The organism is Superficieibacter sp. BNK-5 (assembly GCF_047456055.1).
Classification (GTDB): domain Bacteria; phylum Pseudomonadota; class Gammaproteobacteria; order Enterobacterales; family Enterobacteriaceae; genus Superficieibacter.
Genome location: NZ_CP179893.1, coordinates 2,869,056 through 2,895,393 on the forward strand (window position 1 = coordinate 2,869,056; position 26,338 = coordinate 2,895,393).

The following is a 26,338-nucleotide window of genomic DNA, read 5'->3' on the forward strand; positions in this document are numbered from 1 at the left end:
TATGAAAAACCCTGCGCTGAGCCTGTGGCTCGGCGGGGTCTTGCTCGGTCTGATTCATGTCTCTGCTCAGGCAGAGTCGTGGACCCTCGCGCAAACCCTGACCGCTGCCCAGCGCTATTCTGCCGGACTTTCCGCCAGTCATAATGAGGTCCGCGCGCTTGAGTCGATGGCGAATTCCGCCCGCGAACTGCCGGACCCCAAGCTTAAATTTGGTATTGAAAACCTGCCCGTGCAGGGCAGTAACGATCGCCGCTTCACCCGTGAAGGGATGACCATGCAGCGGGTGGGCGTGATGCAGCGCTATGTCAGCAGCGAGAAGCGCGAGCGTAAGGCGCTGACCCTGGAGGCGCAGGCGCAAAGCGTTACCGCGCAATCAACGGCGCTTCAGGCTGCCCTCCAGCGCGATGCCGCTCAGGCATGGCTGGATCTGGCGCTATCGGAAAAGGCGCTGACGACGGCGCGGCGCATCGTGGCCGAAACCACGCGTCAGCAGGCGGCGCAAACGGTGAGTGTCAGCACCGGGAGCGCGATGCCCGACAGCGTGCCTGAGCTGCAAATGACGCTCAGCGCCATGCGCGATGAAGTCACGCTGGCAGAACGCGACGTGCAGCTTGCCCGCGCGCAACTGGTGCAGCTTACTGGTGAATCGGTGACGGCGATTGCCGGAGCGCTGCCGCCGTATCAGCGTTTACCCGCCGATGAGAAAACGCTCCAGCAGGGCGTTGCGCTGCATCCGGAGGTGATCGCCGCCGCACGGGAGGCCGATACCGCCAAATCGCGCTCGGCGCAGTCGGCCATTGCGGCTATTCCGGATGTCGAGGTTGAGGTCTATTACGCCCACCGGGCAGAAGGGTACGACGATATGGCCGGGGTGATGTTTACCGTCGACCTGCCACTGTTCCAGTCGCGCCGTCAGGATAAAGACCATGCTGCCGACGTGTCGATGTCGATGCAGGCGAACGATCGCCTGGCGCAGACGGCGCGCGAGCATACCGCCCAGCTCAGTTCATTGATTGCACAGTATCAGGCGGCGCAAACCCTCTGGTCGCGCCAGCGTGACGACATTCTTCCCCTACAACAGCGCCGGCTGAATCTGTTAACCGCCCAGTACCGCGCCGGGCAGTCATCGCTTTCTGCGCTATTAACCGCGCGGCGCGATTTGCTGACCAGTGAACTGGCCGCCAATAAGGCCGAAAAAGAGGTTGCCCGTAACTGGGCAGCGATCCGCTGGCTGATCCCTCAGGAGATAACACAATGAAAAAAGGACTACTGGCCGCGTTAATGCTGGCCGTTATAGCGGCAGGCATCGGCTATTACGCCGGACGGCAGGCTTCCCAACCGGCCGCGCAAACACCAGCGCAGGCCGGGCGTAAAGTGCTCTACTGGTACGATCCTATGGTGCCCGATCGGCGCTTTGATAAGCCCGGTAAATCGCCGTTTATGGATATGCCGCTGGTGGCCCGTTATGCCGACGAGACTCCCGCGGAAGGTGGCGTGACGATTAGCGCAGAGCAGCAGCAAAATCTGGGTATGAAAGTGGCGACGGTCGAAAAAAGACTATTAGCGGCGGATTTCTCCGCCTTTGCCACCGTGACCACCGACGAGCGCAGCCTGCGGATTATCCCTTCTCCGGCTTCCGGCGTGGTGGAAAAACTGTTTGTCCGTGCCCCGCAGCAGTGGGTCAAGGCGGGAGCGCCGCTGGCGCAGTTGTGGATCCCCGACTGGACGGTGGCGCAACAGGAGTATCTTGCAGTGCGGCAGCTAGGCGACGCCGCGCTGACCCGCGCGGCCCGGGAACGGCTGGGGTTGCAGTTTATGCCTGCCGCCACTATTCGAGAGCTGGAGCGCAGCGGTAAACCGCAAACGCGTATCACCCTGCGTGCGGATCAGGCAGGTTACGTGGCAAAACTGGAAACTCGTGAGGGCGCGCAGGTTGCCGCCACCGCGCCGCTGTTTGAGCTGGCCTCGCTTGATCCGGTATGGCTGATTGTCGATTATCCGCAGACGCAGGCCGCCCGGCTTGCGCCTGGCAGCGAGGTCATCGCGCTGTCCGATAGCTGGCCCGGCGAGCAATTCCACGGCCGGGTGAGCGAGCTGTTGCCGCAGCTTGAAACCACCACCCGGACACTGCGGGCGCGCATTGTGCTGGAAAATCCGCAGCAAAAACTGAAGCCCGGCATGTTTTTAACCGTCAAAAGCGCACGGACGCAGCAGGGTTTACCGGTACTGGCGGTGCCGGAAGAGTCGCTTATCGCCACTGGTCATGATGCCCGCGTCCTGCTTACCGACGGGAAGGGGCATTTCAGCCCTGTCACAGTCACCACAGGCATGACGGCGAATGGCTGGACGGAAATTAAAAGCGGCCTGAAAGAGGGCGAGCGGGTCGTCACTTCCGGCCAGTTCCTGATCGACTCTGAAGCCAGCCTGCGTAGTGCACTACCGGAACAGGCCACGGTTAAAACTTATGAAACCACTGGCGTTGTTCAGGCGCTGGACGGCAATACCATTACCCTTGCGCATCAGCCGGTGCCTGAACTCAACTGGGGCGCGATGACGATGGACTTTACGCTTAAGCAGCCCGTCAGCGGGATTAGTACAGGCGACAGGGTCATGTTCAGTTTCACCCTGGATGATGAACAGGGGGCAACGATCGTGCATCTGATGCCTGCCGGGGAGGTGATGAAATGATTGCTGCTGTGATCCGCGCCTCGCTGCGCAACCGCCTGCTGGTGATCCTCGCCGCTATCGGCATGGCCGTCTGGGGACTGTGGGCAGTGCAGCGTGCGCCGCTGGATGCGCTGCCGGATCTCTCCGACGTGCAGGTGATCGTCCGCGCCAGCTATCCGGGCAAAGCGCCGCAGATTATTGAGGATCAGGTGGCCTGGCCGCTGACTACCTCGATGCTGTCGGTGCCGGGGGCGAAAACCGTGCGCGGCTATTCGATGTTTGGCGACGCCTATGTCTATGTCCTGTTTGAAGACGGTGTCGATCTGTACTGGGCGCGCTCCAGGGTGCTGGAGTATCTGAGCCAGATCCAGTCCCAGTTACCGGAGGGCGTGACGGTGGCGCTGGGGCCGGATGCCACCGGGGTCGGCTGGGTCTATGAATATGCGCTGGTGGATCGCAGCGGTAAGCATAGTCTGGCGGATTTACGCGCGCTCCAGGACTGGACGCTGCGCTACGAGCTTAAAACCGTGGCTGGCGTTGCTGAGGTGGCAAGCGTCGGTGGGATGGTGAAACAGTATCAGGTCATCCCCGATCCGGCGCGAATGCGGGCGCTGAATATTACCCATCAGCAACTGGTTGATGCGCTGAAGGCCGCCAATCAGGAGAGTGGCGGGGCGGTGCTGGAGATGGGCGAAGCCGAGTATATGGTGCGTACCAGCGGTTACCTGCAAAACACCGACGCGTTCCGTCAGGTGGTGATCGCCAGCCGTGAGGGCGTGCCGGTCATGCTGTCAGATGTGGCAGGTGTGCGTATCGGCCCGGAAATTCGCCGTGGCGTGGCGGAGTTAAACGGCGAGGGAGAGGTGGCGGGCGGCATTATCGTCATGCGCTACGGGCAGAACGCACTGGAGACCATCCGGGCGGTGAAAAGCAGACTTCAGGCGCTGCAACAAACTCTGCCGTCCGGGGTGGAGATCGTGCCGGTTTACGATCGCTCAACGTTAATAGAACACGCCGTTGAGACCCTCAGCCATAAACTGCTCGAAGAGTTTATTGTGGTCGCCGCGGTCTGCACGTTGTTCCTGTTTCATTTTCGCTCGGCGCTGGTGGCGATTGTCTCACTGCCCTTGGGTATTCTTGGCGCATTTGTGGTTATGCATTATCAGGGGGTGAACGCCAATATTATGTCGCTCGGCGGCATTGCCATTGCCATCGGGGCGATGGTGGATGCGGCCATCGTAATGATCGAAAACATGCACAAAACGCTGGAACAGTGGCGGCACGACAATCCCGGTCGCCAGCCGGAAAACGCCGACTACTGGCGCATCTCCGAACAGGCGGCGATAGAGGTGGGACCCGCGCTATTTTGTAGTTTGCTGATTATCACCCTCTCTTTCATTCCGGTTTTCTCACTGGAGGCGCAGGAAGGGAAGATGTTTTCGCCGCTCGCCTTCACTAAAACCTGGTCGATGGCGGTCGCCGCCGGGCTTGGCATCACGCTGGTGCCGGTGCTGATGGGCTATTTTATTCGCGGCAAAATTCCTGATGAAAAAGCTAACCCGCTTAATCGCTGGCTGATCCGTGTCTATGAACCGTTGCTGGATCGAGTTCTCCAGTGGCCAAAAGTTACGCTGGGGCTGGCGTTGGTTCTGTTGATCGTCACCCTCTGGCCGCTTAGTCGGCTCGGCAGCGAATTTATGCCGCCGCTGGACGAAGGGGATTTGCTTTATATGCCGTCAACGCTGCCGGGGATTTCTGTTCGTGAGGCGACACGGCTGTTGCAGCAGACCGACAGGTTAATTAAAAGCGTACCGGAGGTGGAAAGCGTGTTCGGTAAGGCCGGGCGCGCGGAATCGGCCACCGATCCTGCACCGCTCACCATGCTGGAAACCACCATTCGCTTTAAGCCCCGCGACCAGTGGCGCAGCGGCATGACGCCTGACAAACTGGTGGCCGAACTCGATCGCACGGTAACGATTCCCGGTATTGCTAACGTGTGGGTGCCACCCATCCGTAATCGCCTCGATATGCTGGCGACGGGGATCAAAAGTCCGGTGGGGATTAAAGTGAACGGCAATAATATTGCCGATATTGAGCGCGTCGCCCGGCAAATTGAAGGCGTGGTGAAGGACGTCCCCGGCGTAACCTCGGCGCTGGCAGAACGGCTTTCCGGCGGGCGCTACGTCGATATTTCTATCAACCGCTTACAGGCGGCGCGTTATGGCGTTTCGGTACAGGAGCTACAATCGCTGGTGGCGACACTGGTAGGCGGCGATAACATCGGCCAGACCATCGAAGGACGTGAACGTTATCCCATCAATGTGCGTTACCCACGCGAACTGCGCGATAACGTCGATAAACTCCGCAACCTGCCGGTCGTGACCGCCAGCGGTGGACAGATTGCGCTGGGCGAACTGGCGGACATTACGATCAGCGAAGGGCCGCCGATGCTGAAAAGCGAAAATGCCCGCTTGTCTAACTGGATCTATGTGGACTTGCGTGGGCGCGATCTAAAATCTGCCGTCGATGAGATGCAGCAGCGGGTGGCGCAGCAGGTCAAACTGCCACAGGGGGTGACGCTCTCCTGGTCAGGGCAGTTTGAATATCTCGAACGCGCAACGGCGAAGCTGAAAATAGTGTTGCCGGTAACGTTGATGATTATTTTTGTGCTGCTGTGGCTGACCTTTCGGCGTATTTCCGATGTGCTACTGATTATGGGTACCCTGCCGTTTTCGCTTATTGGCGGCGTCTGGCTACTGTGGCTGCTGGGATATAATTTGTCGGTTGCTGGCGCGGTCGGATTTATAGCCCTGGCAGGCGTGGCAGCGGAATTTGGCGTCATTATGGTGCTGTATCTTAATCACGCTATAGAGAAATATCGCCGCCTGGAGCCGGAAGGCGGTAATGCCACACTGTTACGGGCAATTCATGAGGGGGCCGTCCTGCGCGTGCGTCCTAAAGTAATGACCGTGGCGACGATTATGACCGGATTATTGCCGGTAATGTGGGGCAGTGGTACAGGCTCGGAGGTCATGAGCCGCATCGCCGCGCCAATGATTGGCGGCATGATCACCGCGCCATTACTTTCTATGTTGGTTATTCCCGCGGTGTATAAGTTGCTGCATCGGGTGAAATAAACAGAGTGCGCCCGCGAGGGCGCATTCTGATAATAATATTTGCTATGCATATTATTATCGTCAATCCATTTCCATAAAAAATAATTTACATCACAGGTACCTGACGTTAGATTAATATTTTTAATAAGGAGGTAAAAATGGATACGATTGAAGAACTTAATGGAACGTACTTTTATGGCGGCTTTGTAAATCTGACACCTGCGGAGCTATTCAAGGCTATCTTATTGGAGAAATTTGCAAGATATACAGAAATAGAATTGTCAGCAGCGTCGCTTATATTGTCCGGGATGCCTTTAATCCCTACCAGGACCAAACCTGGTGGTGCTGTATGGGGAACCAGTTTAGCTTCAATAATTTCTCGTTCAGCACTTAATAAAATACATTTTCCTGAAGGTGTTCAGGTATATACGCCAATAGGTGTGAATCCCAGCAAAATTCATTTTGCTAAAACGAATAAGTTAGGTACAGTGATTGGTCGATACATACCGTATATAGGCTGGGCTGGCGCTGCTGCTACCGCATGGCGTATTGCCTATGAAACCAGACGGCACTATAATCTTATCGCCAGACCTGAACATCGTATTCAATGGGCAGCATTTTAATGAGTATTGAAGAGAGAGTTAAACAACTCGTAATAAAACATGCCTGGGAAATGGCAGATGATTCTTCGTTGAGTAGTGGCGATAATCAACTTTTGCCAGAAGATGCTGAAGAACTGTTGAGTGAATATTTTACGGTGTTTAATGTTGATGATTCTTCCTTTGATTTTAGACGATATTATCCTAATGCCGGAATTTGGTTTCTTCCCAACTGCATCCTTCCTCGCTATTTAAAAACTGATAAAAATGCTCCTGAGCCGCTGACGATTGAAATGCTTGTGACCTGTGCTAAAGCAGGGCGTTGGATATATTGAGCGAAAACCTTTTACGAGCATTTAAATGGACTGGTGATCGAAAGCCCTGGCGAACTACAAAGCTGGCAAATAAACCAGACTAACCTTATACACACTTGTTAATTTCTCGTTTAGATACTTTATACTATCCTAACGCCCGAATTAACAGAGTGGTTATAGATGTGAAAAAATTCAAACGCTTTCTTCTTATTATGTTTTTTATTATGCCTCCGGCGTTTGCCTCAACCATCGGTGCGATGATACATGATGGAGCCACGACGCTCAGCGATAACGTTGCCGAAACCTGGCAGGAGCCGCAGCATTACGATCTGTATATTCCGGCGATCACCTGGCATGCGCGCTTTGCCTATGATAAAGAGAAAACCGATCGCTATAACGAGCGACCGTGGGGCGCGGGGTTTGGTCAGTCACGCTGGGACGAGAAGGGGAACTGGCACGGCCTCTATTTTATGGCGTTCAAAGATTCCAATAACAAGATCGAACCGATTGGCGGCTACGGCTGGGAGAAAACCTGGCGGCCGCTGGCGGACGATAATTTTCGCCTGGGCTTAGGGTATACCGTGGGGGCAACGGCGCGAGATAACTGGTACTACATTCCTGTACCAGTTCTGCTGCCGCTGGCGTCGGTGGGCTATGGACCGGCGACCTTCCAGATGACCTATATTCCTGGAACCTATAATAACGGCAACGTTTACTTCGCCTGGCTGCGTTTTCAGTTTTAAGTTCGGCAAAAGCACGCTGCCACGCGTGTCATCATGACGGCTGAGGCAAAAGGGCGAATAATGTGATGCACTTAAAAAAGTTAGCGCTTTTTATCACTTTTTCGCACGGTTGGACTGGACAAATCGCACCACAATTGTTGTACTGATACCCGACACAGCATTTGTGTCCTTTTTTCATGTAAAGGTAATTTTGATGTCTAAGATTAAAGGTAACGTTAAGTGGTTTAATGAGTCCAAAGGATTCGGTTTCATTACTCCTGAAGATGGCAGCAAAGATGTGTTCGTACACTTCTCCGCTATCCAGACTAATGGTTTCAAAACTCTGGCTGAAGGTCAGCGTGTAGAGTTCGAAATCACTAACGGTGCCAAAGGCCCTTCTGCTGCAAACGTAACTGCTCTGTAAGTTCAACGACAGCATGAATTCAAAACCCGCTCACAGGCGGGTTTTTTTTCGCCCATAAAACGCTTAGCGTGCGCCCGCCGCGGAGAATAACCAGAAGGCCATCGCCGTCATGGCGAAGGAGCCAAGCAGGTTGACGGCAACGTTTAACAGCGCCCAGCCAAACCGCCCGTCCTGTAACAGAAAAACCACCTCGGCAGAGAAAGTGGAAAAGGTGGTCAGCCCGCCGCAAAAACCGGTAGTAATAAGCAGTTTCCAGACGGGATCAACATCCGTCAAACGATTGAACCACGCCAGACCTGCGCCAATGATAAATGCGCCTAACAGGTTTGCGGTTAAGGTTCCCAGCGGAATAGCATGATGCAGCGGGTTAAATTTCATCCCCAGCCACCAGCGCAACACGCTACCGGTGCCCCCGCCAATAAATACCGCTACCATGACTTGTAACACGGCTATTACCTGCTATTTCATAATAAAGACGATAGTGTAACGTCAGCGTTGCGTTGCTGGAACACCCGGAGTGTATATGATTATTGCCGCTGGACAATTTGCCGTCACGCCCCACTGTGAAACCAATGCCTTGCGCTGTGTCAGTTTGATGGCTCAGGCCGCAGAGAAAGGAGCTGCACTACTGGTCCTGCCTGAGGCGCTACTGGCGCGCCAGGACGACGATCCTGATTTGTCGGTAAAATCCGCTCAGCCGCTGGACGGCGCGTTTTTAACCCTGCTGCGGGAAGAAAGCCGCAAGAATAACATGACCACCATTCTGACGCTGCACGTGCCCTCAGCGCCGGGAAGAGCGGTCAATACGCTGGTGGCGCTACGGGGCGGAGAAATCATTGCCCGCTACGCTAAACTGCATCTGTACGACGCCTTTAGCATTCAGGAGTCGCGGCGTGTTGACGCGGGCAACGTTGTCCCGCCATTGATTGAGGTCGCCGGGATGCGGGTAGGGCTGATGACCTGTTACGATCTGCGCTTTCCTGAACTGGCTATCGCTCACGCCTTACAGGGAGCGGAAATTCTGGTTCTGCCGGCAGCATGGGTACGCGGACCGCTGAAAGAGCATCACTGGGCGACGTTACTGGCCGCCAGAGCGCTGGATACCACCTGTTATATCGTGGCAGCCGGTGAGTGTGGTACTAAAAACATTGGTCAAAGCCGGATTATCAGCCCCTCAGGGGTGACGTTGGCGGGAGCCGATAACGCCCCGCAACTGATCGTGGCAGACGCAAACGGAGAGGTGCTTCAGCAGTTTCGCGCAAAATTACCGGTATTAGTTAACCGAAAGTTTGCGCCTCCGCAACTATTGTGATGTTTTTTTAAACAATGCTTGATTCACCTTGTTACAGATTGCTATTGTGTCTGCGCCGCAAATGTCCGTTAATAGACACTGGTCTTTGTGGCGTATTACGCAGCCTGTTTTTTTGAAGAAGGTATCTATGGGTGAGATAAGCATTACCAAACTGCTGGTGGTTGCAGCACTGATTGTTCTGGTGTTTGGTACGAAGAAACTACGTACGCTGGGCGGAGACCTGGGCACGGCAATCAAGGGCTTCAAGAAAGCCATGAACGATGACGACGCTACTGCGAAGAAAAGCGCAGCAGAGGATATTCCGGCAGAACGGATCACGCATAAAGAGTAACAGCAACGCGAAGGCTTGCGAAAAAAACCGGCACTATCTGAGGCCGGTTTTTTTATGGCAAATGTAAGCGGCTGTATCTCGTTTATTTGACCTCAATACCTTTTGCCTGCAAATCGGCGTGGTATGACGAGCGGACAAATGGACCACAGGCGGCATGGGTAAAGCCCATCGCCAGCGCTTCGGCTTTCATTTCATCAAACTCATCCGGGCTAACGTAGCGTTGCACCGCCAGGTGATGACGGCTCGGTTGCAGGTACTGACCAAGGGTCAGCATCGTTACGCCATGACGACGCAGGTCGCGCATCACCTCAATGATTTCGGCATTGGTTTCGCCAAGCCCGACCATCAGGCCTGATTTGGTCGGGATTTCCGGGTGCGCTTCTTTAAAACGCTCGAGCAGTTTCAGCGACCAGTTGTAATCCGCGCCGGGACGAACCTGACGATAAACCCGCGGCACGTTTTCGAGGTTGTGGTTGAACACATCCGGCGGCGTGGCATTGAGGATTTCCAGCGCCCGATCCATACGACCACGGAAATCCGGAACCAGCGTTTCGATACGAATAGAGGGACTTTTCTCGCGGATCGCCGTAATGCAATCGGCAAAGTGCTGAGCGCCGCCGTCGCGTAGATCGTCGCGGTCCACGGAGGTAATAACCACATAGCGCAGCGCCATATCGGCAATCGTCTGCGCCAGCTTTTGTGGTTCGCCCGCGTCAGGGGTGACCGGACGGCCATGCGCCACGTCGCAGAACGGGCAGCGACGGGTACAAATGGCTCCGAGGATCATAAAGGTTGCGGTGCCGTGGTTAAAACATTCTGCCAGGTTAGGGCAGGAGGCTTCTTCACAGACGGAGTGCAAGCCGTTTTTGCGCATTGCCGCTTTGATACCCTGGATACGAGAGGAGTCAGCCGGAAGCTTAATTTTCATCCATTCCGGTTTTCTTAACATCTCGGTACGCTCGGTAGCGACGTTTTTAACCGGGATAAGGGCCATTTTATCGGCGTCGCGGTACTTAACGCCGCGTTCCATCACAATGGGTTTACTCATAGCATGCGTGTTCCAGTTGCGGATAACGGGGGAAAACGTTTCTATTCAATGAAATGTCGTATTTATCAACTATTTTTGAATAAACTCCACGCAGTATACCATTGATAGCGAGGGGAAAGCAGCCTGCCAGGACAGCTATTTGTAAAATAATTGTTGTTTTTGTTCACATGCCCTGGCGGGAGTGGGGATGATTTTTAACCAGGAACGATCAGAACGCCTGACGAATCGCGTTTATCACGTTTTGTAAAATCGGATCGCGCAGACTGAGCTTGTTGTAATGCAAAGAAAATTCTAATTTCTCCTCGTTTAACTGCGAATAGTCAATCTTACGCAGCGGCCAGCAGGAGGCAAAAAGATCGTGGATGCGGGCAGGCATGAGGCCGATAAGGTCGCTATCCGCAATCAGCGCCGCAATGGTAAACAAGTTATAGCTGCTAAAACTGACCTGCCGGTCCGGGAAGAGTTCATAAATACGTTTACGCAGGTCGCTGTGGTTTTGCCCGTCCACCATTAATAGCGTGTGCTCATACTGACGGAGCGTATCAATATTCATCGGCAGCTCCAGTGCCGGATGCCCCTCACGACAGACCAGGACCAGTTGGTCAGTATAAAGAACGTGATGAGCCAGCGCACGGGCGGTGATGACGTAACTGTCGATGACTAAATCGGCCTGAAACTGGCTCAATTTATTGATAGCGTCTGTCACCGGAATATTGCGCAGCAGCAGTTGTGGAAATTCTCTTCTCACCGCTTTATAGATGGTCGGCATCACCAGCGCGCCGACGGAAGAAGAGGTGGCAATCGTGATGGTCCGTTGCTTGTCATAACTGCCGGTTAAATCCAGCGCACCGAGGATCGACTCCATGCCCTGACTAATATATTCATGGAGATGGCTGGCGTAGGCGGTGGGAGTGACGCCCTGGCCTTTACGAATAAAAAGTGGATCGGGAAATATAGCTCGCAGTTTCTGAATCGACTGGCTAATAGCCGACGGCGTCAGGTTCAAAATTTTGGCTGCGTTAACAATCCCTTTATGCACATAAACTGCCTCAAAAATAGTCAACAGATTGAGGTCAATATTTCGGAGCGTGCGGAATATTTGCGGGTTATCATCCTCACGCAATGGTTTTATTCGTTTTTCTGGCAGATCGTTGTAATCCACGCTTAGGCTCCATTTTCATCCACAGTATGAATGATAGTTGATGCAAATCTTGTTGTTATTATCGTCTCAATTATCGCAAGGGTGAATGATCTTTATCTTAAATATTAAAAAGTTACCTGCGTATCAAAGCGGTAGATCCCCCTCGCGTCAAAAAAACCACCGCGCTCTGCTCCTTTCCAACTCATTCATAATTAAAGCAAATCAAGCGAAATGAAAATATAGAAAGTTCAGGAGGTTGTAAAGAAAAAAGGGGATAAAGCGGGGGCGGACGCCAAATTAACGTCCCGCCACGCTTAATCAGTTAAGTAGGAATATATTCATGACCTGGATTGTTTAGCAGTGCTAAAAAATGCTCTACTAATACAGGGGAAATAGAATCGGGGCTGGCATCGTTGACCCATTCACTTACCTGCGCCATTTCCATTCCCGCATAACCACAAGGATTGATGCGCAGAAAAGGAGAGAGATCCATTGCAATATTCAGTGCCAGACCGTGAAATGAGCATCCTTTGCGAATGCGCAGCCCCAGTGAGCAAATTTTCTTTTCACCGACGTAAACGCCAGGCGCATCGGCTCGCGGGTGGGCTTCAATAGCAAAGTGCGCCAGCGTATTCACCACGGTTTGTTCAAGCAACGTGACCAGTTCACGGACACCCAGCTTGCGGCGCTTCAGATTAAGCAGGACATACATCACCTGCTGGCCCGGCCCGTGATAAGTCACCTGCCCGCCCCGGTCGCTCTGAATAACAGGAATGTCACCGGGAACCAGCACGTGTTCGGCTTTACCGGCCTGGCCCTGAGTGAAAACCGGCAAATGTTCCACCAGCCAGATCTCGTCCGGGGTATTGTCATCGCGGGTATCGGTAAAATCGTGCATCGCCTGCGAGACGGCTTCATAAGGCTGAAGGCCGAGGCGGCGAATAAGGATGGTATCCTGAAGCAAAACGGTATCTCCGGGGGAAAAGCAGTATCGGGATGCCGGGGATTATATCATAGTGGGGAATGAGTTACCCGGCAGGGACCGGGTAACTGAATGACTTAAAGCACCATCCGAACAATGTCGATGTTGCCCAGCTCTTCATAGAGCGTTTCAACCTGCTCAATATGGGTCGCGTTAATGGTGATGGAGACCGAGTGGTAGTTGCCTTTGCTGCTCGGTTTTATCTGCGGAGAGTAGTCACCAGGCGCATGGCGCTGTACCACTTCGACCACCTGATCAACCAGCTCAGGTTTCGCCAGACCCATCACCTTGTAGGTAAACGGTGTAGGGAATTCCAGCAGTTCGTTCAGTTTGGTTTTCATGTCAGCTCCGGCGTTACAAAAAAGAATAACTCCCCAGGAAAGGGGAGTTATCAGGATGAGTAGTATATGGGGGCGGAAACCCGCTTTTCAATAGGCTAGATATTAACCAAACCAGTGGTGGAACATTAGCTTGATATAATCAATGATTTTACCGAAGAAGTTGCCTTCCGGGATTTCCTGAAGCACCACCAGCGGACGCTGTTCAATAACTTTGCCATCCAGCTGGAAGTTAATAGTACCAACCACCTGGTTCTTCTGCAGCGGCGCGTGCAGTTCCGGATTGGTCAGCACATAGCTGGCTTTCAGATCTTTCATTCGACCGCGTGGAATAGTCAGGTAGACGTCTTTATCAACGCCAAGAGAGGCGCGATCGCTGTCGCCGAACCAGGCGGGTTCAGAAGCGAACTCTTTACCTGCCTTCAGCGGGTTAACGGTTTCAAAGAAGCGGAAGCCCCAGGTCAGCAGTTTTTTGCTTTCCGTCTCGCGACCTTTAAAGGTGCGCCCCCCCATGACGGCGGAAATCAGGCGCATCTGGCCTTCGGTTGCAGAAGCGACGAGGTTATAACCCGCTTTTTCTGTATGCCCGGTTTTGATGCCGTCAACGTTCAGGCTGTTATCCCACAGCAGGCCGTTGCGGTTGGTTTGACGAATGCCGTTGAACGTAAACTCTTTTTCTTTATAGATAGAGTATTCGTTCGGCACGTCGCGGATCAGCGCCTGACCAATCAGCGCCATATCACGTGCGGAGCTATATTGCCCCTCGGCGTCCAGACCGTGAACGGTCTGGAAGTGGGTGTTTTTCAGGCCCAGCGCCCCGACATAGCTGTTCATCAGACCAACAAACGCATCCTGGCTACCCGCTGCGAAATCGGCCATAGCCACACAGGCGTCGTTACCTGACTGCAGGTTAATACCACGGATAAGCTGCGAGACCGGTACCTGCATCCCTGGCTTCAGGAACATCAGGGAGGAGCCTTTAAACACCGGGTTGCCGGTGGCCCACGCGTCGTTATTGATGGTGACCAGATCGCTTTCTTTGAACTTACCGGCTTTCATCGCCTGTCCAATAACGTAGCTGGTCATCATTTTGGTCAGGCTCGCCGGATCGCGTCGCGCGTCAGCGTTTTGTTCTGCCAGGACCTTACCTGAGTTGTAATCAATCAGGATGTAGGATTCAGCGTCGATCTGCGGAACGCCCGGGATCATGGTTTTAATGTTCAGATCGTCAGCATGCGCGGCAGTAGCAAGCGTGGCAATGGAGAGGACTGAGGTGAGCGCAAGGCGCTGCACGGAACGAACGGAGAAAGTGGTCTTCATGGTCAGAAAAACGACATCCGTGATGGAGTTAAAAAAAGTGCCCTACTATAGCAAAAGCTATACGGACCGGCATCTGACATTGCGCATGACTTTGTTAATGTCATTTACATAAACTGACAAAGTCAGATGCCCCTAACGTTAATTTGCACCAGTGATGAATGACTGGAGCTGCGCTTCGTTTTGCAAACGTTGCTGTAAGGCACTGGCATCAGCTTTGGAACTGAACGGACCCAGCTGAATACGCCATACCGCGCCGTTTTGCATCACCCGACCCGACACGGAAAATTGCTGGCCGAGACGCTGCTGATACTGTTGCGCACGAGCCTGATCGCTGACCGCGCCCACCTGGACCATATAGTTCCCGTTGGCGGCGGCTGGTGCCGCGCTGGCGGCAGGCGCGGCGAGATTGCCCGGCGCGCTCACTGGCGCATTCTGGACAGCAGGCGCGCTGGCAGGCTGAACGGCAGCAGGTTCACTGCTCTCCAGGACGCCAGAGCTTAGCGTCGTTGGCGCACCGAGGAAACCGCTGCTTTTCACCGGAGCACCGGCTCCGCCATCTTCAGGCTGTAAGGTATCATTACTGATTGCCCGAACATTGCCATCAGACGGCTGTACGGCTTGCGGTGCAGAAGAGGCGCTACCCATGCCGCCGCTGAGATCGGGGCGATCCGGGAGAGCATAGGTCTGCTTCGCCACGGTGGTACAGACCATGCCCGGTCCGGAAAGCGTGCCATCCTGCGCGACGATAATCGGGTCGATGCGCACTTTGGTATTATTAGACGTATTCAGCCGATCGGCCGCCGCCCGTGAAAGCGAAATAACGCGATCGTTGCCATAGGGGCCACGGTCGTTAATGCGCACCACAATCATCCGGCCATTCGCGGTATTGGTTATCCGCGCATAGCTTGGGATCGGCAGCGTTGGGTGCGCCGCAGTGAGCTGCATCGGATCAAATGCCTCTCCCGAGGCAGTCAGGTTGCTGCCCGGCTCGGCGTCATAAATTGCAGCCAGTCCCGCCTGGCTAAAACGTGAAGGGTCCTGCACGATTTTGTAGCTTTTGCCGTCGCGTTCATAATCCTGATTGACCGTCGCGTTCAGAGGCTCATAGCGTGGATCGGCCCCGCTAATTTCCGTTGTCGGACCGTTACAGACCGCTGGCTGCGGCGCGGCAACATTTTGCTGCTGCTGATTCGACGTGTCCGTACAGGCTGCCAGTAGTCCTGCTGCTATGCAGATACCAAGCCATTGCTTACGCATTGCGCACCCCTTAAACGCTCTTTGACAACATTTTTCTGTGAGTATGGATCGACATAACGATACCAAACCCGGCCATGAGTACAATCAGGGCAGACCCCCCGTAGCTCACCAGCGGCAATGGAACGCCCACTACCGGTAAGATACCACTCACCATACCAATATTTACAAACACATATACGAATAAAATCAGCATCAGGCCACCGGCCATGACCCGGCCAAAGGTGGTTTGCGCCCGTGCGGCGATCCACAATCCGCGCATGATAAGTAATACATACAGCGCCAGCAGCACAAGGAAGCCCACCAGCCCCAGTTCTTCTGCCAGCACCGCAAAGATAAAGTCGGTATGGCGCTCGGGTAGAAACTCAAGCTGGGACTGGGTGCCGTGCAGCCATCCTTTGCCACGCAGCCCGCCGGACCCGATGGCAATTTTCGACTGTATAATATGATAGCCCGCGCCCAGCGGATCGGTTTCCGGATCGAGCAGCATCATTACGCGCTGGCGTTGATAATCATGCATCAGAAAGAACCAGAGGATCGGAATAAACGCGGCGACCAGCAGCACGGCGATGCCAATCAGCTTCCAGCTTAACCCGGACAGGAACAGTACAAACAGTCCGGAAAGGGCGATAAGAATGGAGGTCCCGAGATCGGGCTGCGCCGCTACCAGCAACGTAGGCATAAAAATAAGCACCAGCGCGATGGCCGTGTTCTTTAACGAGGGCGGACAGACGTCGCGGTTAATAAAGCGGGCGACCATCAGCGGCACGGCGATTTTGGCAATTTCCGACGGCTGGAAGCGCACCACGCCTAAATCCAGCCAGCGCTGCGCGCCTTTAGAAATCGCCCCAAAGGCATCGACCGCTATCAGTAAGATGACGCAGAAAATGTAGAGATAGGGTGCCCAGCCTTCGTACACGCGGGGCGGGATCTGCGCCATGACGACCATCATCACCAGCCCCATCGCGATCTGGCCAATTTTGCGTTCCATCATGCCAATATCCTGGCCGCTGGCGCTCCAGATCACCAGGGAACTGTACACCAGCAGCGCGAGGATGATCAGCATCATCGTCGGATCGATATGGATTTTATCCCAGAACGACTTTTTATTTGGATTATCGGTCATGATTATTGGTCCTCCGCCGCCGCTGTCGCCGGGTTTTCTGCTGGCAGATCGGTGTTGTTATCACCGAGCATAATATGGTCAAGGATCTGGCGCATAATCGTCCCGACGGCCGGACCTGCACCGCCGTTTTCCAGGATCATGGCAACCGCAACGCGCGGGTTATCGTAAGGCGCAAACGCCGTCATTAACTTATGGTCGCGCAGACGTTCGGCAATTTTATGCGCGTTATACGTTTCGTTCGCCTTCAGGCCAAAAACCTGAGCCGTACCGGATTTTGCCGCTACTTTATACGGCGCATTCATAAAATATTTATGCCCGGTGCCGTTAGGGCGGTTGGCCACGCCGTACATGCCGTCTTTGGCAATTTCCCAGTAGCCGGAATGGATATCACCCACCGGCGGCTGCTGTGGCTGTACCCACGGAACCTGTTTACCGTCTTCCATGGTGCTCATCAGGAAATGGGGCACTTTGACCACGCCGTCGTTAATCAGGATCATCATCGCTTTGTTCATCTGGATTGGCGTGGCGGTCCAGTAGCCCTGGCCGATACCTACCGGAATAGTGTCACCCTGATACCAGGGTTTTTTAAAGCGTTTCTGTTTCCATTCACGGGTCGGCATATTACCCGAGCGCTCTTCGGAGAGATCGATACCGGTATAATGGCCATAGCCAAATTTACCCATCCACTCGGAAAGGCGGTCGATGCCCATGTCATAGGCCACCTGGTAGAAGAAGGTATCGGCGGACTCTTCCAGCGACTTGGTCACGTTAAGATGACCGTGTCCCCATTTTTTCCAGTCGCGATAGCGTTTTTCCGAGCCGGGCAGCTGCCACCAGCCGGGATCGAACAGGCTGGTATTGCGCGTAATGACTCCCGCGCTCAGGGCGGAAACCGCAACGTAAGGCTTCACCGTCGAGGCCGGAGGATAAACCCCCTGCGTGGCACGGTTAATCAGCGGCGTATCGGGATCGTTCAGCAGTGCGGCGTAATCCTTGCTGGAGATGCCGTCAACGAACAGGTTCGGGTTATAGCTTGGCGTAGACACCAGCGCCAGAATCCCGCCGCTACGCGGATCGGTGACCACTACCGCAGCGCGACTGCCAGCCAGCAGGGTTTCAATATAGGTCTGAAGCTTAAGGTCAATCGTCAGATAGATATCGTGCCCGGCCTGCGGCGGCACCTCTTTTAGCTGACGAATAACGCGGCCACGGTTGTTGACTTCAACCTCTTCATAGCCGGTCTGACCGTGCAGGACATCTTCATAATAGCGCTCAATACCGAGCTTACCGATATCGTGCGTTGCCGCATAGTTTGCCAGTTTGTTTTCTTTATCCAGCCGCTCAACGTCTTTATCGTTAATTTTTGAGACGTAGCCAATAACGTGGGTCAGGGCCGAGCCATACGGATAGTAGCGACGTTTATAGCCCTTCACCTCAACGCCCGGAAAGCGATACTGATTGACCGCAAAACGTGCGACCTGGACTTCCGTCAGGTTGGTTTTCACCGGAATAGAGGTAAAGCGATGTGAGCGGCTACGCTCTTTTTTAAAGTTAGCAATGTCTTCATCGTTAAGATCGACCACCTCACGCAGGGCGTCGAGGGTCTGCTGCACGTTGTCGACCTTCTCCGGCATCATCTCAATCTGATAGATAGTCCGGTTCAGCGCCAGCGGCGTGCCGTTACGATCGTAGATAATGCCGCGGCTTGGGGCGATTGGTACCAGCTTGATGCGGTTTTCATTCGAACGGGTCTGGTAATCGGTAAATCGATTAATTTGCAGATTATAGAGATTGGCAACCAGCACGCCGGAAAGCAGCAAAATCCCGGTAAAGGCGACCAGCGCCCGGCGCACAAACAGCGCGGACTCAGCCGAATAGTCGCGAAAAGAATTCTGTAATTTCATCCGCTGCTTAGTCTACCCTGATCATCATTACTCGCGGTGGTAGGGGTGGTTAGTGGTGATACTCCACGCCCGATAAAGGCTCTCAGCGACCAGTACCCGAACGAGGGGATGGGGCAGGGTCAGCGTAGAGAGAGACCAGCTTTGTTCTGCCGCTGCTTTGCAGGCAGGAGACAGCCCTTCCGGCCCGCCGATCAACAGGCTGACATCGCGGCCATCCTGTTTCCAGCGCTCCAGCTCAACGGCAAGCTGCGGCGTATCCCAGGGTTTACCGGGAATATCAAGGGTCACGATGCGATTTTTGCCAGCCGCAGCCAGCATCAGCTCACCCTCTTTATCGAGAATACGCTTGATATCCGCATTTTTGCCGCGTTTACCGGCGGGAATTTCCACCAACTCAAACGGCATATCCTTGGGAAAGCGACGTAGATACTCTGTAAATCCGGCTTGCACCCAGTCCGGCATTTTGGTGCCGACGGCTACCAGTTGCAGCTTCACGCATTAACCCCAGAGTTTTTCCAGTTCATACAGGCGACGGCTATCTTCCTGCATCACATGGACAATCACATCGCCTAAATCAACGACGATCCAGTCGGCGGAGTTTTCACCTTCCACGCCGAGCGGCAGCATGCCCGCCGCGCGCGACTCCTGCACGACGTGGTCGGCAATCGACATCACGTGGCGGCTGGAGGTGCCGGTACAAATAATCATGCAATCCGTAATACTGGATTTACCCTGAACATCCAGAGCCAGAATGTCCTGACCTTTAAGGTCATCAATTTTGTCGATTACAAAATCCTGAAGTGCTTTACCCTGCAAGAGTTCCCCCTGGGGATGAGATAGTTAACAATAATAAACAGCCTGCCAGTATACCTGAAACGCAGACATTATCGGGACAAATGTCGCCGGGCAGACGTTTAAAAGTGGGCCATCATCCCACCCCTTGCACAGGAATGCATCGCCATTTTTGTAAAACAATTTTCAAACGGGCGTAAGGGCAGGAAAAGTCTGGCGCGGAGAATAGCAGTCTGCCGTAGGGTGTCAATGGGGATGACGCTGAGAGGGCAGAAAATTACCGGTAAAGGCCCTGCTGATGAATATACTCTTCCACGGAGGACGGCAGCAGATCCTGACATGATTCCTGACGCGCCAGCCGCTCGCGGATCTGCGTGGAGGAAATGTTATACCACGGCGTTTCCGCCAGATAGATTTTCCCGGCGGGCAAAACGTGCAGTGCTTCTGGATCGTGGATCAGATGGCGTTCAAGCCACATCTGGCGGTCGGGGCCGGGCAGGGTGGACGGATAGCCCGGACGACGGCAAACGAGCAAATGGGCATAGTCGAGAATGGTTTCGTAGCGATACCAGGTGTGAAAAGTCAGGAGGGAGTCCTGGCCGATAATAAATGCCAGCGGTTTATCCGCGCCTTGCTCTTCGCGCCACTCCTGTAATGTCTGCGAGGTCCACGAAGGCGTATCGCGACGCAGCTCCCGCTCATCAAGGGTAAACAGGGGCTTATCGGCAATCGCCAGTTCCAGCATGGTTTTACGCTGCTCGCTGCTCGCCACCGGCTGCGGGCGATGCGGCGGGACGTTATTGGGCATTAAGATCGTGCGATCCAGACCCACCAGGTTTGCCAGCGTTTCGACTGGTTTAAGATGCCCGTAATGGACAGGATCGAACGTGCCGCCAAACAAGGCCTGTAATCTGCTCATATCACCCGTCAATGAAAATCTCTGCCAGCGCTTTATGACAGAGTAGCAGAGAAAGGCTTTCCAGACTGGTCCACACGGACTGACTGTAATCCTGCTTGAGCGTCAGTTCGGCGCGGCTTAACAGCGTCACCGCCTGACGCAGCTGGTTTTCACTCAGACGATTAAGCGCCTCACCGACCATCGCGCGGCGGTTTTGCCAGACGCGATACTTATCGAACAGAGAACGTAACGGCGTATGGGCCATCTGCCGTTTAAGGTTTACCAGCATCAGCAGTTCACGTTGCAGGGTGCGCAGCAGGATCGCCGGTTCGCTAGCTTCCAGCTGAAGTTGATGCAGGATATGCAGCGCGCGTTTGCTTTTGCCAGCCAGCAGCGCATCGACCCAGTGGAACGGGGTAAAGTGCGCGGCATCGTTGACCGCCTGCTCGACGCGTGGCAGGGTCAGTTTCCCGTCCGGCCACAGTAGCGCAAGCCGCTCCAGCGCCTGTGCCAGCGCCAGTAAATTGCCTTCGTAGCAGTAGCACAGCAACTGGCTGGCCGCGTCGTCTATCTGCAAGTTGTTCTGCTTAGCGCGTGCGGCGAGCCAGCGCGGTAGCTGCGCCTGCTCCGGGGTCTGGCAGGTCACCAGCACCGAGCGGTTGGCGAGGGCGGCGATCCACGGCGCATTTTCCTGCGCTTTGGTCAGCTTGTTACCGCGCACGATCAGCAGCAAGTCGTCGTGCAGCAGACTCACCAGCGTAGAGAGCGGTTCATTAAACGGCGCGCCAGGCCCGTTTTCCGGCAGCAGCAATGTCAGCGTCTGGCGACTGGCAAAAAGACTCATTGCCTGACAGAGTGAATAGAGGGCGTTCCAGTCGGTGCTGGCCTCCAGCGTAAAGGTATGATGTTCCTCAAACCCTTGCGCAACGGCAGCCTGACGCACCGCATCCTGGCTTTCCTGTACCAGCAGGGGATCGTTTCCGAGAAGCAGATACGCCGCGCGCAGCCCTTCAGAGAGCTGCGCGCGGAGTTGTTCCGGGTACAACCGAATCATCAGTTGCTCAGCGTCGTTGTTACGCGGCCTGACGTTGGGGCAACCGAATCAGACGTCGTGGCGTTTTCTTCTTCATCGGCAGCCTTCACGCTCGGCAATTTACGAATCAGCTGTTCAGCGGCTTTATCGTACATTTCACTGATAATCATGCTTTGCTCGGCATCTTTAGCCAGTGCGCGCTGCGGGTTGTCAAAGAACGAACGGTAGACCCGGGTGTTGATAGGGTAGATATCGTGGCCCGGGATCAGCATGGATGCGCTGACCTCCATCACCATCTGATACTCTGCCGTCTGGCCGTTCTGGAATACCGACGCCGTATCCTGCGAAACAGACGCCGCGCCCAAACGCAGAGACGGAATATCTTTCCGCGTTGTCTCTTTTTGCTCTACAACCTCAATGCCGTTCAGACGCAGTTGATTACGCACCGCGCGACTCAACGGGCCATTAGGATCGCCTGAGTCCAGGATCATCGTTTTCATGGTTGTCGGCACCTGCGTCGTACTACGCAGATGCCAGCCACAACCGGCGGTGGCAAGCACCGCCAAAGATAACAACAGAGTAACCAGATGTCGCACGCTTCCTCCCGCGTTTAACCCACAACCAGATTGAGCAGTTTACCCGGCACGTAAATCACTTTACGCACGGTAACGCCGTCAAGGTATTTTGCGACCAGATGTTCCTGACCCGCACGTTCACGAACCTGTTCTTCGGTAGCATCTACCGCGACAGTAATTTTACCACGTACTTTGCCGTTGACCTGCACCACAACCAGCGTGCTGTTTTCGACCATGGCTTTTTCATCAGCCACCGGCCACGGCGCATTGTCGATGTCGCCTTCACCTTTCAGTTCCTGCCACAGGGTGAAGCACATATGCGGCGTGAACGGGCTGAGCATCCGCACCACCGCCAGCAGGGCTTCCTGCATCAGGGCGCGATCCTGTTCATCTTCCTGCGGTGCTTTCGCCAGCTTGTTCATCAGCTCCATAACCGCCGCAATAGCGGTGTTAAAGGTCTGGCGACGGCCGATATCGTCGGTGACTTTGGCGATGGTTTTGTGAACATCACGGCGCAGCGCCTGCTGATCTTCGCTCAGCGCATCCACGTTCAGCGCGGAAGCCGCACCTTTAGCGGTATGTTCGTACACCAGACGCCAGACGCGTTTCAGGAAGCGGTTTGCGCCTTCTACGCCAGACTCCTGCCATTCCAGCGTCATATCTGCCGGGGAGGCAAACATCATAAACAGACGCACGGTATCCGCGCCGTAGCGTTCAACCATTTCCTGCGGGTCGATGCCGTTGTTTTTCGACTTGGACATCTTGCTCATGCCGGTATAGACCAGCTCATGACCTGCGGCATCTTTCGCGTTAACAATACGGCCTTTGTCATCACGCTCGGTAATGGCGTCTTTCGGCGACACCCAGTTACGCTCGCCGTTTTCACCTACGTAGTAAAACGCGTCAGCCAGTACCATCCCCTGACACAGCAGTTGTTTCGCCGGTTCGTCAGAGTTAACCATGCCCGCATCGCGCATCAGCTTGTGGAAGAAGCGGAAGTAGAGCAGGTGCATAATGGCATGTTCAATACCGCCAATGTAGATATCGACCGGCAGCCAGTAGTTCGCTGCTTCCGGGTCCAGCATGCCTTCATTGTACTGCGGGCAGGTGTAACGCGCGTAGTACCAGGAAGATTCCATAAAGGTGTCGAAGGTGTCGGTTTCACGCAGCGCAGGCTGGCCGTTCACGGTGGTTTTTGCCCACTCAGGATCGGCTTTGATCGGGCTGGTGATCCCATCCATTACCACATCTTCTGGCAGGATCACCGGCAGTTGATCTTCCGGCGTCGGCAGTACGGTGCCGTCTTCCAGCGTGACCATTGGGATCGGCGCACCCCAGTAACGTTGACGAGATACACCCCAGTCGCGCAGACGGTAGTTAATTTTGCGCACGCCTACGCCTTTGGCCGCCAGCTTGTCGGCAATGGCGTTGAATGCCTCTTCAAAGGCCAGTCCGTCAAATTCGCCGGAGTTAAACAGCACGCCTTTTTCCGTCATCGCCTGTTCGGACAGATCCGGTGCAGAACCATCGGCGGCCAGGATCACCGGCTTGATGGTCAACCCATATTTTGTGGCAAATTCATAATCGCGCTGATCGTGACCCGGAACAGCCATCACCGCACCTGTGCCGTACTCCATCAGCACAAAGTTCGCCGCCCATACCGGAACCTCTTCGCCGGTTAATGGGTGAACCGCTTTAAAGCCGGTGTCGACGCCTTTTTTCTCCATCGTCGCCATATCGGCTTCGGCCACTTTGGTATTGCGGCATTCATCGATAAAGGCAGCCAGGGCAGGATTCGTCGCGGCGGCTTTTTGCGCCAGCGGGTGACCCGCGGCCACGGCCAGATAGGTAGCACCCATAAAGGTGTCCGGGCGGGTGGTGTAAACGGTCAGCGTATTTTCGTAACCGGTCACGTCGAAGGTGATTTCCACGCCTTCAGAACGACCGATCCAGTTGCGCTGCATAGTTTTCACGGTGTCCGGCCACTGATCCATATGATCCAGATCGTTGAGCAGTTCGTCAGCGTAGGCGGTGATTTTAATAAACCACTGCGGGATCTCTTTACGCTCAACTTTGGTGTCGCAGCGCCAGCAGCAGCCGTCAATGACCTGCTCGTTCGCCAGCACGGTCTGATCGTTCGGGCACCAGTTCACCGCAGACGTTTTCTTATACACCAGACCTTTTTTAAATAGCTCGGTGAAGAATTTCTGCTCCCAGCGATAGTATTCCGGCGTACAGGTCGCCAGCTCGCGGCTCCAGTCATAGCCAAAACCCAGCGTTTTGAGCTGCTTTTTCATATAAGCGATATTTTCGTAGGTCCACGGTGCTGGCGCGGTGTTGTTTTTCACCGCTGCGCCTTCGGCTGGCAGACCGAACGCATCCCAGCCAATCGGCTGAAGCACGTTTTTACCCAGCATGCGCTGATAACGGGAGATCACATCGCCGATGGTATAGTTGCGCACATGGCCCATATGTAGTCGGCCAGAAGGATAGGGAAGCATCGACAGGCAGTAATACTTCTCTTTACTTGCGTCTTCGGTCACTTCAAATGTGCGCTTCTCTTCCCAGTGAAGCTGTACTTTGGATTCTATCTCTTCCGGGCGATATTGCTCTTGCATGGCAGCCAGTGGTCCTGTTTTGCTCATAGCTACAACGGTAGCCGTGTGATGTGGTAATTAAGATCCGCATAGCATAGCCCAAACGCCCGCGCCAAAACAGCCTTTCGCATACTCCCGGCACGCAAAAAGCTTGCAGGAATTTACACTCTCTGTGGCGCGCTCAACAGAGCGTAGCGTAAATAACGTCTATCATTATAGGTAGTTAACGACCCAGGAGACGAAATGATGAACAAGGTTGCTCAATTTTACCGGGAGCTGGTAGCCACATTAACGGAGCGGCTGCGCAATGGCGACCACGATATCGATGCGCTGGTCGAGCAGGCGCGCCTGCGGGTAACGCAAACCGGGGAGTTAACGCGAACCGAAATCGATGAGCTGATCAAGGCTGTACGACGCGATCTGGAAGAGTTTGCCAGAAGCTATGAAGAGAGCCAGAACGACGTTGCAGATAGTGTTTTCCTGCGGGTCATTAAGGAGAGCGTCTGGCAGCAACTGGCGGATATTACCGATAAAACGCAGCTGGAGTGGCGCGAAGTGTTCCAGGATCTCAACCATCACGGCGTGTATCACAGCGGGGAAGTGGTGGGGCTGGGCAATCTGGTGTGCGAGAAGTGCCACTTCCATCTGGCGGTGTATACCCCTGACGTACTGCCGCTGTGTCCGAAATGCGGGCACGATCAGTTTCAGAGACGGCCATTTGAGCCTTGATAGCCGCAAAGCGTCGGCGCAGAATGCCTATAACTACTGCCCGGCGCGCCAGCACTCATCAGGGATGATACCTCGCGTGCTGATTACCCAATCGACAGGGACCGATGATGAACACCACTTTTCTCCCTTTTAACCGTCACCTCGCGGCGGCCTTATTGTTTCTGGGCACTTTTGCCGCTCACGCCGACCTCACCTTGACCGCCACCGACGAACAGCAAATTAATGCGCTGGTGGATCGCTGGAATGATGTTCTGAATCGGGCAGAGAATGCCCAGCCGCAGTCGCTTTACGCCGACCAGGTGGAGTGGTTTGGTAAAACGCTACCCGCGCAGCAGGTGATTGCCAACAGTCAGGCTTTTCTGGCGAAAAATCAGCAGTATCAGCAGAGTATTATCAGTACGCTGACTATTCAGCCGGTTGAGGAGAGTGACGATCGTGTCATGGTGCGTTTTGTGAAATCTGCCGGGCTGGAAGCGTTTAAGGAAAAAAATTATCCGGCAGAGCTACAACTGACAAAAACTCCCGCAGGCTGGCGCATAGTCAGCGAAACGGACGCCGTTACTCGCGCTAATCAGAATAAAGAGGTTTATGCCGGGGTGATCAAAGGAAAATTCGATGGAAAATCTACAAGTTACGCATGGATGAGTGATGCCGATCCGCGTACCGGCGGCGCATGTACAGAAGAGACCGATTGCGACTGTACGCTGTGGAATAGCGACCCTGACGTCAAGCCAGTAAAAATATCGCAATGTCTGGTGGGGCGCATGGAAACGCTGCCCGGGCTGGATGATAGCGGCCGCGACCGGGTGGTGGCTTTTCCTGAGTGGTGGACCAGCGCCATGCGTGTGGTGTATGTCTACGATATTCAGCAGAAGCAGTGGATCAAAACCATGCCGGGCTTCTCTATGAATATTAATTTACAGGAAACCGCCACGGCAGCGGATCTGATAAAGCGCGATCCGCAGCATCCGGGTCAGGTGAAGGTTACTCAGGCAACCTTTGACGAGGTTGCACAAGAAGCGACTACGGAAGAGGTAAGTCAGACGTTGTTGACTTTGAAATAAATAGCCGTTTGTTTCAATGTAACAATAAAACGGCGCGCACTCTGCGGTGCGC

General features: G+C 54.4%; 26 protein-coding genes. 11 read left to right on the top strand and 15 right to left on the bottom strand.

Going from position 1 to position 26,338, the window contains the following annotated elements:
• Position 1: 1 nt before the first annotated feature.
• The 7 genes from ACMGGS_RS13760 to cspE all read left to right on the top strand — a co-directional run bounded on the left by ACMGGS_RS13760 (position 2) and on the right by cspE (position 7,842).
• A complete protein-coding gene (locus tag ACMGGS_RS13760) occupies positions 2-1,258 on the top strand; it encodes a TolC family protein (protein ID WP_414163123.1) in 1,257 nt (418 codons plus the stop codon).
• Positions 1,255-2,688 carry an efflux RND transporter periplasmic adaptor subunit gene (locus ACMGGS_RS13765; protein WP_414163124.1) on the top strand — a complete coding sequence of 478 codons (1,434 nt, stop codon included), beginning with the start codon at positions 1,255-1,257 and terminating at the stop codon, positions 2,686-2,688. The genes ACMGGS_RS13760 and ACMGGS_RS13765 overlap by 4 nt, the downstream gene beginning before the upstream one ends.
• Positions 2,685-5,804, top strand: a complete 3,120-nt coding sequence (locus ACMGGS_RS13770) for an efflux RND transporter permease subunit (protein WP_414163125.1) — start codon at positions 2,685-2,687, stop codon at positions 5,802-5,804. The genes ACMGGS_RS13765 and ACMGGS_RS13770 overlap by 4 nt, the downstream gene beginning before the upstream one ends.
• Before the next feature lie 137 nt (positions 5,805-5,941).
• Entirely contained in the window at positions 5,942-6,406 is a 465-nt protein-coding gene (locus ACMGGS_RS13775) for an STM2901 family protein (protein WP_414163126.1), read from the top strand.
• Complete coding sequence (locus ACMGGS_RS13780) at positions 6,406-6,717, top strand: DUF1493 family protein (RefSeq protein ID WP_414163127.1); 312 nt, start codon at positions 6,406-6,408, stop codon at positions 6,715-6,717. Before ACMGGS_RS13775 ends, ACMGGS_RS13780 begins: the two co-directional genes overlap by 1 nt.
• 161 nt (positions 6,718-6,878) lie before the next feature.
• The gene (pagP, locus tag ACMGGS_RS13785) at positions 6,879-7,439 is read left to right on the top strand and encodes a lipid IV(A) palmitoyltransferase PagP (protein WP_414163128.1); all 561 of its coding nucleotides are present in this window, start codon (positions 6,879-6,881) and stop codon (positions 7,437-7,439) included.
• Positions 7,440-7,632: 193 nt separating this feature from the next.
• A complete protein-coding gene (gene cspE, locus ACMGGS_RS13790; protein ID WP_000034826.1) occupies positions 7,633-7,842 on the top strand; it encodes a transcription antiterminator/RNA stability regulator CspE in 210 nt (69 codons plus the stop codon).
• A 63-nt stretch (positions 7,843-7,905) separates the two neighbouring features.
• Here the strand turns inward: cspE and crcB are convergent, their stop codons facing one another.
• A complete protein-coding gene (gene crcB / locus ACMGGS_RS13795) occupies positions 7,906-8,277 on the bottom strand; it encodes a fluoride efflux transporter CrcB (protein WP_414166273.1) in 372 nt (123 codons plus the stop codon).
• An 88-nt stretch (positions 8,278-8,365) separates the two neighbouring features.
• Here crcB and ACMGGS_RS13800 point away from each other — a divergent pair, with 88 nt between their 5' ends.
• Positions 8,366-9,154, top strand: a complete 789-nt coding sequence (locus ACMGGS_RS13800) for a deaminated glutathione amidase (RefSeq protein WP_414163129.1) — start codon at positions 8,366-8,368, stop codon at positions 9,152-9,154.
• A 127-nt stretch (positions 9,155-9,281) separates the two neighbouring features.
• The gene (gene tatE / locus ACMGGS_RS13805; RefSeq protein WP_414163130.1) at positions 9,282-9,485 is read left to right on the top strand and encodes a twin-arginine translocase subunit TatE; all 204 of its coding nucleotides are present in this window, start codon (positions 9,282-9,284) and stop codon (positions 9,483-9,485) included.
• Positions 9,486-9,567: 82 nt separating this feature from the next.
• Here the strand turns inward: tatE and lipA are convergent, their stop codons facing one another.
• The 14 genes from lipA to leuS form a co-directional block, all read right to left on the bottom strand.
• Complete coding sequence (lipA, locus tag ACMGGS_RS13810) at positions 9,568-10,533, bottom strand: lipoyl synthase (RefSeq protein WP_176917689.1); 966 nt, start codon at positions 10,531-10,533, stop codon at positions 9,568-9,570.
• A gap of 208 nt (positions 10,534-10,741) precedes the next feature.
• Positions 10,742-11,695: a YbeF family transcriptional regulator gene (locus ACMGGS_RS13815; RefSeq protein WP_414163131.1), complete on the bottom strand. Its 954-nt coding sequence runs from the start codon at positions 11,693-11,695 to the stop codon at positions 10,742-10,744.
• A 301-nt stretch (positions 11,696-11,996) separates the two neighbouring features.
• Complete coding sequence (lipB, locus tag ACMGGS_RS13820) at positions 11,997-12,638, bottom strand: lipoyl(octanoyl) transferase LipB (RefSeq protein WP_414163132.1); 642 nt, start codon at positions 12,636-12,638, stop codon at positions 11,997-11,999.
• A 95-nt stretch (positions 12,639-12,733) separates the two neighbouring features.
• On the bottom strand, positions 12,734-12,997 hold the full coding sequence (gene ybeD / locus ACMGGS_RS13825; protein ID WP_176917686.1) for a DUF493 family protein YbeD: 264 nt from the start codon (positions 12,995-12,997) through the stop codon (positions 12,734-12,736).
• A gap of 102 nt (positions 12,998-13,099) precedes the next feature.
• Positions 13,100-14,314 (bottom strand): D-alanyl-D-alanine carboxypeptidase DacA, encoded by a 1,215-nt coding sequence (gene dacA, locus ACMGGS_RS13830; protein WP_176917685.1) that lies wholly within the window; start codon positions 14,312-14,314, stop codon positions 13,100-13,102.
• 138 nt (positions 14,315-14,452) lie between these two features.
• Positions 14,453-15,571, bottom strand: a complete 1,119-nt coding sequence (rlpA, locus tag ACMGGS_RS13835) for an endolytic peptidoglycan transglycosylase RlpA (protein WP_414163133.1) — start codon at positions 15,569-15,571, stop codon at positions 14,453-14,455.
• A 10-nt stretch (positions 15,572-15,581) separates the two neighbouring features.
• A complete protein-coding gene (gene mrdB / locus ACMGGS_RS13840; protein WP_194205445.1) occupies positions 15,582-16,694 on the bottom strand; it encodes a peptidoglycan glycosyltransferase MrdB in 1,113 nt (370 codons plus the stop codon).
• Between the two features lie 2 nt (positions 16,695-16,696).
• Complete coding sequence (gene mrdA, locus ACMGGS_RS13845) at positions 16,697-18,598, bottom strand: peptidoglycan DD-transpeptidase MrdA (protein WP_176917682.1); 1,902 nt, start codon at positions 18,596-18,598, stop codon at positions 16,697-16,699.
• Between the two features lie 27 nt (positions 18,599-18,625).
• Positions 18,626-19,093, bottom strand: coding sequence for a 23S rRNA (pseudouridine(1915)-N(3))-methyltransferase RlmH (rlmH, locus tag ACMGGS_RS13850; RefSeq protein WP_176917681.1), 468 nt, complete (start codon positions 19,091-19,093; stop codon positions 18,626-18,628).
• A 3-nt stretch (positions 19,094-19,096) separates the two neighbouring features.
• Positions 19,097-19,414: a ribosome silencing factor gene (gene rsfS / locus ACMGGS_RS13855; RefSeq protein ID WP_176917680.1), complete on the bottom strand. Its 318-nt coding sequence runs from the start codon at positions 19,412-19,414 to the stop codon at positions 19,097-19,099.
• Between the two features lie 253 nt (positions 19,415-19,667).
• The gene (gene nadD / locus ACMGGS_RS13860; RefSeq protein ID WP_414163134.1) at positions 19,668-20,309 is read right to left on the bottom strand and encodes a nicotinate-nucleotide adenylyltransferase; all 642 of its coding nucleotides are present in this window, start codon (positions 20,307-20,309) and stop codon (positions 19,668-19,670) included.
• Between the two features lies 1 nt (position 20,310).
• Positions 20,311-21,342 (bottom strand): DNA polymerase III subunit delta, encoded by a 1,032-nt coding sequence (gene holA, locus ACMGGS_RS13865; RefSeq protein ID WP_414163135.1) that lies wholly within the window; start codon positions 21,340-21,342, stop codon positions 20,311-20,313.
• Positions 21,342-21,917 (bottom strand): LPS assembly lipoprotein LptE, encoded by a 576-nt coding sequence (gene lptE, locus ACMGGS_RS13870; protein ID WP_414163136.1) that lies wholly within the window; start codon positions 21,915-21,917, stop codon positions 21,342-21,344. The genes holA and lptE overlap by 1 nt, the downstream gene beginning before the upstream one ends.
• A 14-nt stretch (positions 21,918-21,931) precedes the next feature.
• Positions 21,932-24,514: a leucine--tRNA ligase gene (gene leuS, locus ACMGGS_RS13875; protein ID WP_414163137.1), complete on the bottom strand. Its 2,583-nt coding sequence runs from the start codon at positions 24,512-24,514 to the stop codon at positions 21,932-21,934.
• Positions 24,515-24,739: 225 nt separating this feature from the next.
• Between leuS and ACMGGS_RS13880 the strand changes: the two genes are divergently transcribed.
• Positions 24,740-25,222 (top strand): zinc ribbon-containing protein, encoded by a 483-nt coding sequence (locus ACMGGS_RS13880; protein ID WP_414166274.1) that lies wholly within the window; start codon positions 24,740-24,742, stop codon positions 25,220-25,222.
• A gap of 104 nt (positions 25,223-25,326) precedes the next feature.
• On the top strand, positions 25,327-26,286 hold the full coding sequence (locus ACMGGS_RS13885; RefSeq protein ID WP_414163138.1) for a hypothetical protein: 960 nt from the start codon (positions 25,327-25,329) through the stop codon (positions 26,284-26,286).
• Positions 26,287-26,338: the final 52 nt, after the last annotated feature.